We start from the raw sequence: 12855 nt of genomic DNA, 5'->3' as shown, positions 1-12855 counted from the left end.
ACATCTTCCGGCTTTATTTTAAAATCGGGCCTTTGTCATGGGGAAAAAAACTGGCGACTCGGTATACAATGCCTGATCCGCTTAAAAGTAACTATCTTTACTATATAACAAGATCAATGAGAAACCTGTCCTTCCTTTCCAGGGTTGCATTCGATTCAAGCACACGGAACATGTATCGCAAAACCTTGCTGGTCGGCGGCATGTTGGCCGCATTGGTCGCGCCGCCGGTATTTGCCGATGAAGCTGCGGATGTGGGCAAGCTGATGCGTGGCGGCCAATTTGCCGAAGCATTGAGCAAGGCCGATGCTTTTCTCGCCCAGCGTCCCAAGGATGCGCAGATGCGATTTCTGAAAGGCGTGATTCTCACTGAACAAAACAAGACGGCTGAGGCGATTGCCATTTTTGCCAAGCTGACTGAAGACTTCCCTGATTTGCCGGAGCCGTACAACAATCTCGCTGTGCTGTATGCATCGAGTGGCCAGTTTGACAAGGCACGGGCGGCTCTGGATATGGCCATCCGCACCAACCCATCCTACGCCACCGCATATGAAAACCTCGGGGATGTCCATGCCAGGCTGGCAAGCCAGGCGTACGACAAGGCTTTGCAGCTTGATTCCGGCAATACCGCTGCCAAATCGAAGCTGACCTTGTTGCGTACTCTGGCAGTTGGCAATACCAAGCCGGCTCCTGCCCCCGCCAAGGTTGCCGTAGCGCCGACCCCTGCGCCTGCAGTTGCACCGGCCAAGCCGGTGGAGAAGCCCGAGACGAAGATTGCAGCGGTCGAGAAACCTCAAGTCAAGCCTGCGGCCAAGCCGGAACCCGTGGCAAAAGCTGAACCGGTGCGCGACGATGAGCGTGACGATGTGCTCAAGGTGGTCAACGCCTGGGCCAAGGCCTGGAGCAGCCAGGACGTCAAGACGTATCTTTCCTATTACAGCAATGATTTCCAGGCGCCTGGCGGGCAGTCGCGCGCGGCCTGGGCTGATGGACGGCGTGCACGGATCGTTGGCAAGGGTGAAATCGACGTCAAGGTCGAATCACCGCACATCACCGTCGAGGGCAATACTGCCACCGCCAAATTCCGCCAGATTTACGTCTCCGACAAGTTGACGGCCAACAGCCGCAAGACCCTGATTTTCACCAAGCAGGGTAACAAGTGGCAGATCCGGCAGGAGCGCGCAGGTAGCTGATGTCGTGTTTTAGCGTGAACCCGGCAGCCCGGGCGGCCGCCAAGCCGGTGCGCCTGCTGGCCGTATCGTTAGCGGTTTTTTTTGCCGCCGGCAGCTGGTTTGCCGGCGCCCCTGCGCTTGCGCAGGCCAAGGCCGCGCAAGTAACTTCAAACAGTGCGGCCAAGCCGGATCCTGAAGCGCTGCTGCTGGAAGTCTATAAGGAACTTGGCGCCAATCGCCTGCGTCAGGCACAGGCCAAAGCCGATGCCCTGGTTGAAGCTTATCCGACATTTCGCCTTGGTCAGCTGATCCGTGGCGATCTGCTGCAATTGCATACCCGGCCGATCTCCACTTTCGGCGCGGTACCGAATGCACCGCCGGATAAACTGAAGAATTTGCGCGACGAGGCAAGAGCGCGTCTGAAATGGCTGAAGGAAAAACCCGACCCCAGCCTGGTGCCGCGGCCGATTCTGCAGTTGCGCGATGACCAGAAACAGGTGCTGGTCGTCGATGCCAAGCGCTCGCGGCTGTATGTCTATGAAAATCACGGCGGCCGCCTGAAATTCGTGACGGACTATTACATCAGCCAGGGCAAGCTTGGGATTAACAAGCTCAAGGAAGGTGACCAGCGTACCCCGATCGGCGTGTACTACATCACCCAACGTGTGCCTGGCCACAAATTGCCGGACTTTTACGGTACTGGCGCCTTGCCGATCAATTACCCCAACGAGTGGGACAAGCTCAATGGTCGTGGCGGCTCCGGCATATGGCTGCACGGCGTGCCCAGCGACAGCTATAGCCGGCCGCCATTGTCTTCCGACGGCTGCGTGGTGCTGACCAACACGGACTTGAATGAGTTATACCAATCTGTCGAGGCTGGCAAGACGCCGGTCGTCATCGCCGACCGCGTGGAATTCGTCAGCCGGGCCAAATGGGAGAGTGAGCGCCACTTGGCCAACCGCCTGGTGGCTGAATGGCGCCGCGATGTCGAAAGCCGCGATGCAACACGCGTCATGGCCAATTATTCGCGCAAATACAAGTCGGAACGTGGCGAAAACCTGCAAACCCTGGCCGGCAAGTACCAAAAAATTCTCAAAGGCGTGAATAACATTTCAATGGAAATCACGGATGCCACCTTCTTCCTGTATCCGGGCCGGGATGACTTGATAGTCAGTACTTTTACGCAGGAAGCGGTGATTGGCAAGAGCCGCAATTCCGTACGCAAGCGCCAGTACTGGTCCAAAGAGGGCGGGAACTGGAAAATTATCTCGGAAAATAACCTGTAGCAGTGCCGTGCCCTGCCTGCTGAATGCCCACGGCTGCCACTGGCAGCCGTTTTTATTTTTTCTTTCCTTTAGGCATAATCAAGACTATTCTAAGAACAGGTTCTACTATATTCGGGGCATTATGACGATTCAGGTGAGCACCAGTAGTGCGGGAGACAAGCCTGACGTGCCTGGTTTTTTCATGGCGCGCCAGCCGATACTGGATCGTTCCCAGGATGCCTTTGCCTTCGAACTTTCATTTTTACCGGCCGACTTGCATCCGGATGTCGACGGCAGCGATCAGCTGACGGCCGATATCCTGGCCCATTTTGTCGATCTCGACATGCAACGGGTGGTGGGGGAATTGCGCGGACTTGTGCACATCGGCGTCCGGGTGCTGATGAGCGAATTGCTTGAGCATATTCCGCGCACCCGATTCGTCTTCTGCCTCGACCACAGCGTAGTCGCAACTGAACCCGTCCTGCAGCGGCTCGCGGAACTGGTTGCGCACGGATTTACGTTTGCGCTGGAGGAGGCGAAGACGGATGCCGACATGATGCGGCAACTGCTTCCGCTAGTCGAGGTCATCAAGTTCGATCTGCGCGAGCGCTCCCTGGATCAGTTGGTGCAGTTAACCTCACAGGCCTGTTTCAGTGACAAGCGGCTGTTGATTGCGAACGTGGATACGCTTGCGCAGTTCGATGCTTGTTTGGCGCTTGGATTCAATAGCTTCCAGGGATATTACTTTGCTCGCCCGGTAATCGATCCGGACCGCTTGCTGGCGCCGTCGCAACTGGCAATCATCGATATCATCGCCATGATTTCAAGCGATGCCGACAGTGCCCAGATAGAAGACAGCATCAAACGCGACATCGCCCTGGGCTTGAATCTGCTGCGGCTGGTGAATACCGCGGCAGTAGGCGCACACCGCATCGATTCGCTGCGCCAGGCGCTGATGGTGCTGGGGCGAAAGCAGCTCGGCAGCTGGTTGCAGATCATGCTGTATGCCGAGGCCAGGGATAATACGCCCAACGTCAAACCCTTGCTTTTGCTTGCAACCGCACGTGGCAAATTGCTGGAATTGATAGCGCAGCGGCACCGTCCGGGAAATCGCGGCATTGCCGATGCTGCATTCACAGTTGGCATCATGTCGCTGATGGATACGTTGTTTTGCATGCCCATGACAGAAATTCTTCGGCAAATTGCCGTGGTCGAAGAGGTCAGGGACGCGTTGCTTGAGCGCGGAGGATATTTTGGTGACCTGCTTGCCTTAAGCGAGGCGCTGGAGCGGCGGGACGATGCCAGTGTACTGTTGCCGATGCTCGGCAAATTCCACCTGTGTAGCGCCGATCTGTTCGTGCTGCAGGCGAGCGCTTACGAGTGGAGCAATAACATCGCGCGCGCCATGCGCACGTGAGCACAAAAAAAGGGCCCAGATGTCATCTGGGCCCTTTGAATTTGGTGGGCTGTGAGTGGCTCGAACACTCGACCTACGGATTAAGAGTCCGCTGCTCTACCAACTGAGCTAACAACCCGAAGCGCAAAACTTTACTATATTTCAATTACTTCCCGGATCAAAGCGCCATGGGCACTTCAATTCCGGTAATTTCTTGATCTTGCAAGAAATGGAAAGGGTCCGCATCGTCGCGAACCCTTTGTTTTTTGGTAGGCCGTGCGGGATTCGAACCTGCGACCAACGGATTAAAAGTCCGCTGCTCTACCAGCTGAGCTAACGACCCGAAAGAAAGCTATTATAAATACCAGACCAATACCTGTCAATGCACCAAAGTTGCCGGTCACTAAAAATCTGAATTTCCAATGACCGGCATGCTGCCCGGTTACTTCAAGGCCGCCAGGCGCTCCTTGGCGGTTTTTGCTGCAGGCGCATCAGGATACTTCGCCAGCAGGCTTTCCAGGGTTTTCCTGGTGGCGGTGCGGTCCTTCATCTCCAGCTGACAGGTTGCGATGTTCAGCAAGGCATCAGGTGCCTTGGCATGGTCAGGAAAGTTCTTGACCACTGCCTGCTGTGCGGTAATGGCATTGCGGCAGTCATGCTGGGCGTAGTAGCTGTTGCCCAACATGTACTGTGCATTGGGCGCATATCCGGATTGCGGATAGCGCCGCGTAAAGTCAGCCAAAGCCACGGCTGCAGCCTTGTAGTCCCCCCCATTGAACGAAGCCAGTGCGGCATCATAGGATTTTTGCTCGGCGGGATCGACACTGATTTCCCTGCCATCGACGCTTACGCGTTGCGGTTCCAGCTTGCGCAGGCGGGTATCGAGGTCCACATAAAAATCCTTCTGACGCTGCTGGGCATTGGCCAGTTCATTGCTCAGCACTTCCAGCTGGCCGCGCAACTTCGCTATTTCCTGGCGCAATTGTTCATTCTGGTTAGCCAGATCAAGCACGCTTCGCTGGCTAGCCTTGCCTTCCAGTTGCGTGGCATTCTCTTTCTGGAACGCATCGAACTTGCCGCGCAATTCCAGGATGGCCTTGCGCGCCTCGTCGTCACCAAACAGCGCATGCGCCGGCAACGGGGCCAGTGAAGCCATGGCCAGGCATGCCGCAGCCAGAGCGGGGGAGACTAGCTTCTTCATTATTGGTAGGCCAGGTCGGCGCGGCGGTTTTCAGCCCAGGAAGCTTCGTCGCTGCCCGTTGCCTTCGGCTTTTCCTTACCAAACGAGACGGCTTCCATTTGTGCATCGGACACGCCCAGCAGGGACAGCGACTTGCGCACGGCTTCGGCACGCTTCTGGCCCAGTGCCAGGTTGTACTCACGGCCGCCGCGTTCATCGGTATTGCCCTGGATGACGACCTTGCGGCCCTTGTTGGCGACCAGGTACTTGGCATGCGCTTCGACGACAGGTTGCGCTTCGGCCTTCAGAACGTAGCTGTCCAGATCAAAATAGAAGCTGCGCTGTGCCAGTACACCCTTGGCATCATTCAGCGGATCGGTCGACTGGGTATTCACGGTGCCGACGGTGCGGCTGCCATCGGTGCCCTGGGTGGTCTTGCCAGTGCGGTCCTCGATCGGCGCCTTGTCGTTCAGCGGGGTGGACGAGCAGGCGGCAAGTGCCAGTGCGCTGCAGAGGATGAGGGCGGAAGATGAAAGTTTTTGCATAAGGAACTCCTTGTGATGCAGGTTGATTAATTATTTCATGAACGGGCCCCAGGTCGGCTCACGGATGTCGCCTGCCTGGGTGCTCAAACGGTAACGGGTGCGGCCATCGACCGACACGACTTCCAGCGAGCCGCGGCGGCCGGTTTCGGTCGCGTACATGATGTATTTGCCGTTCGGCGAGAAGCTGGGGGATTCATCCCGCGCCGATTCCGACAGGCGCAGTTCCTGGCTATTGGCCAAGTCCAGCGAATAAAGCTGGAAGCGGCCGTCGCGGCGCGAAATATAAGCAAGCGTGCGGCCGTCCGGAGAGATGCGCGGGCTGATGTTGTAGCTACCCTGGAAGGTCACGCGCTGGGCATCGCCGCCATTGGCGGACATGCGGTAGATTTGCGGCCCGCCGCTGCGGTCGCTGGTGAAATAGATGCTCTGGCCATCCGCCGAGAATTGTGGCTCGGTATCGATGCCATTGGTATTGGTAAGGCGGCGCAAGCCGCTGCCATCCGCATTCACCAGGTACACCTGGGTCAGTCCATCGCGCGCCAGGGCTATTGCCAGCTTGCTGCCGTCCGGCGACCAGGCCGGTGCAGAGTTGCTACCCTTGAAGTTGGCGACCGCAGTGCGCTCGCGGCTTACCAGGTCTTGCACGTACACCACCGGCTTCTTTTTCTCGAACGAGACATAGGCGACCCTGGTGCCATCCGGGGACCACGCTGGCGAAATGATCGGCTCATTGGAGCGCAGCGCAACATGCACGCCCTCGCCATCGGCGTCGGCCACTTCAAGCCGGTATTCGCTGCCAGCCTTCGTCACATAGGCGACACGGGTAGAGAACGCGCCGCGCACGCCCAGAAGTTTTTCGTAAATGTCGTCGGCGATCTTGTGCGCTGCCAGCCGGGTGAATTGCGGCTGGACTGCCATCGCCAGGCCCGACAGCTGGGAGCCGGCAAGCGTGTCGAGCAACTTGTAGCGCACATCGAAGCGGCCATCTGCCAGGCGCTGGACGCTGCCGACGACCAGGGCATTGGCGCCGCGTGATTTCCAGTCGGCGAATTTGACGGGCGTCGTTTCCGAGATCGCTACGCCCGTATCGATGATCTTGAAATAACCGCTGCGCGCCAGGTCGGCCTTGATGATCGCGCTGGCTTGTTGCGGCGCTACGCCTTCGTCGGCAAAGGCGGCAATCGCAATCGGGATCTGGTTGGCGCCAACGCCGGAAATTTCAATGCGCAACTGGGCTTGCGCGGTGACCGCGGCGAACAGTCCCAGCAATGCGAGGAATCGCAGAAAATAATCAAAGCTAACGCTGGGTTTTTTTATCATGGCTTACTGTTCTTTCGGTTTGTGGATCACGGGGAAAGCCGCAGGCACGCTGCCGGACTTGTCAGCGGGGAAGGGCGCAGACAATTCAATTGCCCGCCGCACTGCCTCGTCAAATGCCGGGATTCCCGACGATTTTACCTTGCGCGGCGCACCGCGCAGCGAGCCATCCGGGAAAAGCTGCACATCATATTCCACCGCCGGGTTGCCCTGCAGGTCAGGCGGGACAGGATACTGCGTATTCGACTTGATCTTGGCGGCGATCTTGGCCGCATAGCTTGGGTCGCCGCGCATGCCCTGCGACTTGGCCGCCGTGCCGGTACCGCCGCTGCCGGCGACGGCCCCAGCGGCGTCGGTCATGCGCTTCAAATCGTCTTCACGCATTTTTGCCAACAGTTTTGCATCTTGCTCGTTGCGCAGCCGTTTCTTATCCGCCTCGGCTTTTTCTTTCTTTACAAGGGCTTCCGCCTTTTGCTTTTCAAGGAGTGCTTTCTCCTTTTCCAGGGCAAGCTGCTTTTCTTTTTTCGCCAGTTCCTTCTTGTCTTTCTCTGCCTGCGCCTTTTCTTCTTTCAGGCGCGCAAGTCGCTCTTCTTCTTCCCGCTTGGCCTTTTCTTTTTTCTTGCGCTCCTGCTCGAGGGCGATGTCGGGCTTCTCCTCGGAGGCCTTTACTTCCGGTTTCGGCTGAGGTTTCGGTTCGGGCTGGCGAACTGGTTCAGGTTCGGGCGGCGGCGCAACCTGCCGGGGCGCGGCTTCCTTTGCCTGCATGTCCCACACCTCGGCTTCCACAGCCACAGGCGTTTCACTTTGCCAGCGGATCCCGATCCACAGGAAGGCGATCAACGCCGCATGGACTGCCGCCGCCAGCGCGATGGCGCGCCAGCGGCCTGGTTCCTGGGGCGGGGAGTATGGGGTCGTGTCAGCCATCTTGCGCAGTTACCGGGTTGCCAGTCCAACCCTGGAAATGCCGATTTTTTTTGCTTCCGACAGCACCTGGATGACTTCGTCGTACTTGATTTCCTTGTCGGCCGCGATCATGAGCGGCATGTCCGGATTGGCAGCATGCAGGTCGCGCAGGCTGGCCACCAGTTCGGGGCGGCTGGCCGTAGTGATGCTTTGCGCACTGGCCTTGCCGCCGCTGATTTTCACGGCGGCCGTGGCATCCGGCTTCAGCGAAACCTGGATGTATTCCGAAGGTGGCTGGGCCGACTTGCCTGCACTGGGCAGGTTGATCACGCTTGGGTCGGTCATGGGCGCCGTCACCATGAAAATCACCAGCAAGACCAGCATCACGTCAATGTAGGGCACCACATTGATCTCGGCCTTGAACTTGCGGCTGCGGCCGCCACGCAGCGAACCTGAAAACGAGGAAGCCATTGATTCTTTCCTCCTTAGCGGACTTGCCGTTGCAGGATATTGGAAAACTCTTCGACAAAGCTTTCGAAACGGATCGCCAGTCGGTCGATATCATGGGAATAGCGGTTGTAAGCTACCACCGCCGGAATCGCCGCGAACAAGCCGATTGCGGTGGCGATCAGGGCTTCGGCGATGCCTGGCGCAACGGAGGCCAGGGTTGCCTGCTGCACGTTGGCCAGTCCGCGGAAGGAGTTCATGATGCCCCAGACCGTGCCGAACAAGCCGACATAGGGTGACACGGAGCCGACGGATGCAAGGAATGCCAGGTGCGATTCAAGCGCATCCATCTCGCGCTGATAGGCCGCCCGCATGGCACGCCGGGCGCCATCGACCAAGGCATTGGCATCGACCGCACCTTTGCCGGCCGCCGTTGCCTTGGCCTTGTTGAATTCGCTCATGCCGGCTTCGAAAATGCGCTCGAGTGCGCCGGTCTGGCCGGTATTCCTGCGGCGGTTCGACACGGCATCTTCATACAGCGTAGTGAGGTTGCCGCCCGCCCAGAAATTACGTTCAAATTCTTCCGTCTGTGATTTGGCATTGCGGATGGCAAAGAGCTTACGGAAAATATATGTCCAGCTCATCAGCGAAACAGCCGCCAGTAGCAGCATGACAAGCTGGACCAGCACTGAAGCATTGGTAATCAGGGAGACAAAGGAAAGGTCTTGTGCAACTGTCATTTGAGCGCTATGGCAGGAAGGATAAGTTCGGTTGAAAGCGTAACTGGCAAGCGCCTTGCGATGGCAAACAGAAAAGGCGCTTGCTAATTACAGCAAGCAAAATTTAGTTAATACAATTAATTTTCAGGCGGATGTCGTCGGGGATCGCACGCGGACGAAATTCTTCTTTGTTTACACAAACCAGGGTTACTGTGCCTTCCGCAAGAAGGAAGGGCTCACCTTCGTTGACGCGCCACGCTTCTTGCCGGACTTGCATGGATGCTCCGCCCACGCGTTCGACCACAACAACGAGTTTCAGTTCGTCATCAAGTTTCGCGGGCGCATGATATTCAACTGAAGTTTTTTTAACGACAAACAATACGCCCAATGTGTCGGCCAGGACATGCTGGCTGAAACCTGCATGGCGTAACCACTCGGTGCGGGCACGCTCAAAGAATTTCAAATAATTTGCATAAAATACAATGCCGCCGGCATCGGTATCTTCATAGTAAACGCGAATTGTCCAGCTAAAATCTTTTTCGGAGCTCATGCTTGTTCGGTAAGGAGGCGGAATCGCGGTTTTTATAATTGGCTTGCTTGATCGCGCTTGATGGCAAATGGCGAAAAGCCCTGACATGTCGGCATCATTTCGATATGGTTGATATTCACATGCGCAGGCAGGGTGGCTACCCAAAAAGCGGTCTCTGCCACATCCGCTGCAGTAAGCGGCGTGGTGCCTTCATAGACTTTTGCCGCCGCAGAATCATCGCCGCGGAAACGCACATTCGAAAACTCGGTGCCGCCGGAAAGGCCAGGTGCAATATTGGTGGCGCGTACGCCTGTACCTGCCAGGTCCGCCCGCAGATTGCGCGTGAATTGATCGACAAATGCCTTGGTCGCGCCATAGACATTGCCGCCCGGGTAAGGGTAGGTACCGGCAATCGAACCAATATTAATGATGGTGCTGCTGCCACGCGCCACCAACTCCGGCAGCAGCAGGCGCGTCATGGTCACAAGACCCTTGCAATTGGTCTCGATCATGGTTTCCCACTCTTCGAGCGAAGCCTGGTGCGCGGGTTCGACACCCAGGGCGAGTCCGGCATTGTTGATGAGGACATCGATAGGACGCCATTCGGCCGGCAATGCTGCCAGCATTTCGCTGATCGCCGCCTTGCTGGTGACGTCCAGAACAACCGGCAAGACATTCGCGCCGAGTTCCGCTGCCAGCGTGTCCAGGCGGTCACGACGACGCCCTGTGGCAATCACCTTGTGGCCATGTCGGACAAACTTGCGTGCCATTTCCTCGCCAAAACCGGAAGTCGCACCTGTAACAAAGACGATCATCACTATCCTCTTGAATAACTGTTTATTATAGGCAAAATTGCCGCCCGACGCTTGCGCCGCGCCGATTTGCCGCACGTTATTAACCAGGTATCTGCAGCGGATCGCAAGGGCGTTGGCAACCCTCGACCGTGGAATTCTTGCTCAAATCAAGGGCATATCATACAATTTATGACCATTTCGTCTCACGTGACTGGCGAAAAACCGGAATCCGCATTCCGGTGACAAGGTGGGGCTCCACCGGGGAACGTGAGATTTCTTCCGCCGTTCGCCTGGGCAGCCCAAATGGAAAGCACGACTGAGGCTGCCTGTCATTATCCTGTTGGCCCTCATTCGATTTAGCCCAGGCACTTTGAATTCAATAATTGGAGTAATTTCATGTTCGCAAAAGACCATACCATTGCCAAGGTCGATCCGGAACTCTGGTCGGCCATCCAGCAGGAAAACACTCGCCAGCAAGATCACATCGAGCTGATCGCCTCGGAAAACTATACATCGCCTGCGGTGATGGAGGCCCAGGGTTCGCAGCTGACCAATAAATATGCCGAAGGCTATCCGGGCAAGCGCTATTACGGCGGCTGCGAGTACGTCGACATCGCCGAAACCCTGGCGATCAACCGCCTGAAGGAATTGTTTGGCGCTGAAGCCGCCAACGTGCAGCCAAATTCTGGCTCGCAAGCCAACCAAGGCGTCTTCTTTGCCATGCTTAAGCCCGGCGACACCATCATGGGCATGTCGCTGGCCGAAGGCGGCCACCTGACCCACGGCATGGCGCTGAACATGTCCGGCAAATGGTTCAATGTCGTTTCCTATGGCTTGAATGAAAAAGAGGAAATCGACTACGACGCCATGGAGCGCCTGGCGCGCGAGAAAAAGCCCAAGCTGATCATTGCTGGTGCCTCGGCCTATTCACTGCGCATCGATTTCGAGCGTTTTGCCAAGGTCGCCAAGGAAGTCGGCGCCTATTTCATGGTCGATATGGCGCATTACGCCGGCCTAATTGCCGCTGGCGTCTATCCGAACCCGGTGCCCTTCGCCGATTTCGTAACCTCCACCACCCACAAATCCCTGCGTGGCCCGCGCGGCGGCGTCATCCTGATGAAGGCCGAGCACGAAAAAGCCATCAATTCGGCGATTTTCCCGGGTATCCAAGGAGGGCCGCTGATGCACGTTATCGCCGGCAAGGCAGTGGCGTTCAAGGAAGCGCTGTCGCCGGAATTCAAGGCGTACCAGCAGCAAGTGGTGAAAAATGCCGATGCCCTGGCCAAGGCCCTGATCGAACGCGGCCTGCGCATTGTCTCCGGCCGCACCGAGTCCCACGTCATGCTGGTCGACCTGCGTGCGAAGGGGCTGACCGGCAAGGAGGCTGAAGCGATCCTGGGAGCGGCGCACATCACCTGCAACAAGAACGGCATCCCGAATGACCCGCAGAAGCCATTTGTGACTTCCGGCATTCGCCTGGGCAGTCCGGCAATGACGACCCGTGGTTTTACCGAAGCCGAAGCAACCAAGGTCGGCCACCTAATCGCCGACGTGCTCGACAACCCGCATGATGCGGCGACGATCGATCGCGTGAAAGCCGAAGTCAAGAAACTGACTGACGCTTTCCCGGTTTACGCAAAATAACCCGCGCCATGCGCCTTCGCATCCTCTGTGGGGCGAAGGCGCAAGCAAGGCGGTTTCTCAATGTGAAATGATTAGAACAAGAATCACGCGATGAAATGCCCCTTTTGCCAGCACGAAGATACACAGGTCCTTGATACGCGGGTGTCGGAGGAGGGCGATTCGATTCGCCGTCGCCGCCGTTGCGTTCACTGCGACAAACGATTTACCACGTACGAACGTATTGAACTGGCGATGCCGGTGATCGTCAAGAAAAACGGTAGCCGTACCGAGTTTGACCCAGCGAAATTGCGCGCCAGTTTCATGCTTGCATTGCGCAAGCGTCCGGTTTCCGCCGAAGCCGTCGACGCGGCGATTCACCGGATTGAAGAGAAGTTGCGATCCACCGGCGAGCGTGAAGTCATGTCCGGCCATATTGGTGAATTGGTCATGCGTGAGCTTCGGCGCATGGACAAGATCGCTTATATCCGTTTTGCCTCCGTGTACAAAAGCTTCGAAGATATCGCGGAATTTCAGGATGCAATCGCAGAGGTGGGGCAGGAGCGCAAGCCGGCCGCCAAATAGCAGGATGTTCAATTGGACGCCGCAAAAGAATTTCATTAAAAAGTCGTTGAAAGAGGTAGACGATTCTCGCGGCAGCCCCCATAATGCTGCTTCTTCGTTGCAACGATCTCTCGAAAGAGGGTTGAAACAGCGAAGAAGAAGAGAAGTTTGATTGCGGAAGTTCGTCAGTTGTAGCGTCCTCCCTGGCAGCAAATCCCCTCGACAGTAATCGACCTGTGCCTCTGGCTGGGTTTATTATTTTTCTGGCATTTATGCCGGAGCGAGCGGTTTGATGACTGGTCCTTGTCCGGCAAGTCTGGATGGGGCAAGGCAGGATGGTTTTGAAGGGTGTAAAAATTCTTCAAAAACGCAGTTGACGAAAAGATTGAAACGCTTCATAATCTCGC

The 12855-nt window shown here is 56.9% G+C and carries 13 protein-coding genes, 2 tRNA genes and 1 riboswitch; of the genes, 5 read left to right on the top strand and 10 right to left on the bottom strand.

Annotation, left to right across the window (positions count from 1 at the left end):
- Positions 1 to 170 precede the first annotated feature (170 nt).
- Genes EKL02_RS14390 through EKL02_RS14380 form a run of 3 tightly spaced genes read left to right on the top strand, consistent with a single transcriptional unit; the run spans position 171 to position 3851 of the window.
- Complete coding sequence (locus EKL02_RS14390; protein ID WP_128902687.1) at positions 171 to 1190, top strand: tetratricopeptide repeat protein; 1020 nt, start codon at positions 171 to 173, stop codon at positions 1188 to 1190.
- Positions 1190 to 2455 carry a L,D-transpeptidase family protein gene (locus EKL02_RS14385; RefSeq protein WP_128902686.1) on the top strand — a complete coding sequence of 422 codons (1266 nt, stop codon included), beginning with the start codon at positions 1190 to 1192 and terminating at the stop codon, positions 2453 to 2455. Before EKL02_RS14390 ends, EKL02_RS14385 begins: the two co-directional genes overlap by 1 nt.
- Positions 2456 to 2462: 7 nt before the next feature.
- Entirely contained in the window at positions 2463 to 3851 is a 1389-nt protein-coding gene (locus EKL02_RS14380; RefSeq protein WP_128902685.1) for an HDOD domain-containing protein, read from the top strand.
- A 42-nt stretch (positions 3852 to 3893) separates the two neighbouring features.
- Here the strand turns inward: EKL02_RS14380 and EKL02_RS14375 are convergent.
- The 10 genes from EKL02_RS14375 to EKL02_RS14330 all read right to left on the bottom strand — a co-directional run bounded on the left by EKL02_RS14375 (position 3894) and on the right by EKL02_RS14330 (position 10285).
- Positions 3894 to 3969: transfer RNA gene (locus EKL02_RS14375), tRNA-Lys, on the bottom strand.
- A 128-nt stretch (positions 3970 to 4097) separates the two neighbouring features.
- Positions 4098 to 4173: transfer RNA gene (locus EKL02_RS14370), tRNA-Lys, on the bottom strand.
- A 99-nt stretch (positions 4174 to 4272) separates the two neighbouring features.
- A complete protein-coding gene (ybgF, locus tag EKL02_RS14365) occupies positions 4273 to 5031 on the bottom strand; it encodes a tol-pal system protein YbgF (RefSeq protein WP_128902684.1) in 759 nt (252 codons plus the stop codon).
- A complete protein-coding gene (gene pal / locus EKL02_RS14360; RefSeq protein WP_128902683.1) occupies positions 5031 to 5555 on the bottom strand; it encodes a peptidoglycan-associated lipoprotein Pal in 525 nt (174 codons plus the stop codon). The genes ybgF and pal overlap by 1 nt, the downstream gene beginning before the upstream one ends.
- A 30-nt stretch (positions 5556 to 5585) precedes the next feature.
- Complete coding sequence (gene tolB, locus EKL02_RS14355) at positions 5586 to 6875, bottom strand: Tol-Pal system beta propeller repeat protein TolB (RefSeq protein ID WP_128902682.1); 1290 nt, start codon at positions 6873 to 6875, stop codon at positions 5586 to 5588.
- A gap of 3 nt (positions 6876 to 6878) precedes the next feature.
- The gene (gene tolA / locus EKL02_RS14350; RefSeq protein ID WP_128902681.1) at positions 6879 to 7796 is read right to left on the bottom strand and encodes a cell envelope integrity protein TolA; all 918 of its coding nucleotides are present in this window, start codon (positions 7794 to 7796) and stop codon (positions 6879 to 6881) included.
- A 9-nt stretch (positions 7797 to 7805) separates the two neighbouring features.
- On the bottom strand, positions 7806 to 8246 hold the full coding sequence (locus EKL02_RS14345; protein ID WP_128902680.1) for an ExbD/TolR family protein: 441 nt from the start codon (positions 8244 to 8246) through the stop codon (positions 7806 to 7808).
- 14 nt (positions 8247 to 8260) lie between these two features.
- Positions 8261 to 8962, bottom strand: a complete 702-nt coding sequence (tolQ, locus tag EKL02_RS14340; protein WP_128902679.1) for a protein TolQ — start codon at positions 8960 to 8962, stop codon at positions 8261 to 8263.
- Between the two features lie 103 nt (positions 8963 to 9065).
- The gene (ybgC, locus tag EKL02_RS14335) at positions 9066 to 9491 is read right to left on the bottom strand and encodes a tol-pal system-associated acyl-CoA thioesterase (RefSeq protein ID WP_128902678.1); all 426 of its coding nucleotides are present in this window, start codon (positions 9489 to 9491) and stop codon (positions 9066 to 9068) included.
- A 32-nt stretch (positions 9492 to 9523) separates the two neighbouring features.
- Complete coding sequence (locus EKL02_RS14330; protein WP_128902677.1) at positions 9524 to 10285, bottom strand: SDR family NAD(P)-dependent oxidoreductase; 762 nt, start codon at positions 10283 to 10285, stop codon at positions 9524 to 9526.
- A gap of 176 nt (positions 10286 to 10461) precedes the next feature.
- Positions 10462 to 10567, top strand: a riboswitch (ZMP/ZTP riboswitch).
- Between the two features lie 93 nt (positions 10568 to 10660).
- Here EKL02_RS14330 and glyA point away from each other — a divergent pair.
- Positions 10661 to 11908: a serine hydroxymethyltransferase gene (glyA, locus tag EKL02_RS14325; RefSeq protein WP_128902676.1), complete on the top strand. Its 1248-nt coding sequence runs from the start codon at positions 10661 to 10663 to the stop codon at positions 11906 to 11908.
- Between the two features lie 90 nt (positions 11909 to 11998).
- Positions 11999 to 12469, top strand: a complete 471-nt coding sequence (nrdR, locus tag EKL02_RS14320) for a transcriptional regulator NrdR (RefSeq protein WP_128902675.1) — start codon at positions 11999 to 12001, stop codon at positions 12467 to 12469.
- Positions 12470 to 12855 lie beyond the last annotated feature (386 nt).

Source organism: Janthinobacterium sp. 17J80-10, from assembly GCF_004114795.1.
Lineage (GTDB): Bacteria > Pseudomonadota > Gammaproteobacteria > Burkholderiales > Burkholderiaceae_D > Paucimonas.
Note: the sequence above shows the minus strand (reverse complement) of the source record. Positions and strands in the feature narration are given on the sequence as shown.

Excerpts from the sequence above, each read along its gene's own strand:
- EKL02_RS14390 (WP_128902687.1), top strand. The coding sequence starts at position 171 with ATGTATCGCAAAACCTTGCTGGTCGGCGGCATGTTGGCCGCATTGGTC.
- tolA (WP_128902681.1), bottom strand. The coding sequence starts at position 7,796 with ATGGCTGACACGACCCCATACTCCCCGCCCCAGGAACCAGGCCGCTGG.
- EKL02_RS14330 (WP_128902677.1), bottom strand. The coding sequence starts at position 10,285 with ATGATCGTCTTTGTTACAGGTGCGACTTCCGGTTTTGGCGAGGAAATG.
- tolQ (WP_128902679.1), bottom strand. The coding sequence starts at position 8,962 with ATGACAGTTGCACAAGACCTTTCCTTTGTCTCCCTGATTACCAATGCT.
- ybgC (WP_128902678.1), bottom strand. The coding sequence starts at position 9,491 with ATGAGCTCCGAAAAAGATTTTAGCTGGACAATTCGCGTTTACTATGAA.
- EKL02_RS14385 (WP_128902686.1), top strand. The coding sequence starts at position 1,190 with ATGTCGTGTTTTAGCGTGAACCCGGCAGCCCGGGCGGCCGCCAAGCCG.
- EKL02_RS14345 (WP_128902680.1), bottom strand. The coding sequence starts at position 8,246 with ATGGCTTCCTCGTTTTCAGGTTCGCTGCGTGGCGGCCGCAGCCGCAAG.
- nrdR (WP_128902675.1), top strand. The coding sequence starts at position 11,999 with ATGAAATGCCCCTTTTGCCAGCACGAAGATACACAGGTCCTTGATACG.
- pal (WP_128902683.1), bottom strand. The coding sequence starts at position 5,555 with ATGCAAAAACTTTCATCTTCCGCCCTCATCCTCTGCAGCGCACTGGCA.
- ybgF (WP_128902684.1), bottom strand. The coding sequence starts at position 5,031 with ATGAAGAAGCTAGTCTCCCCCGCTCTGGCTGCGGCATGCCTGGCCATG.
- glyA (WP_128902676.1), top strand. The coding sequence starts at position 10,661 with ATGTTCGCAAAAGACCATACCATTGCCAAGGTCGATCCGGAACTCTGG.
- tolB (WP_128902682.1), bottom strand. The coding sequence starts at position 6,875 with ATGATAAAAAAACCCAGCGTTAGCTTTGATTATTTTCTGCGATTCCTC.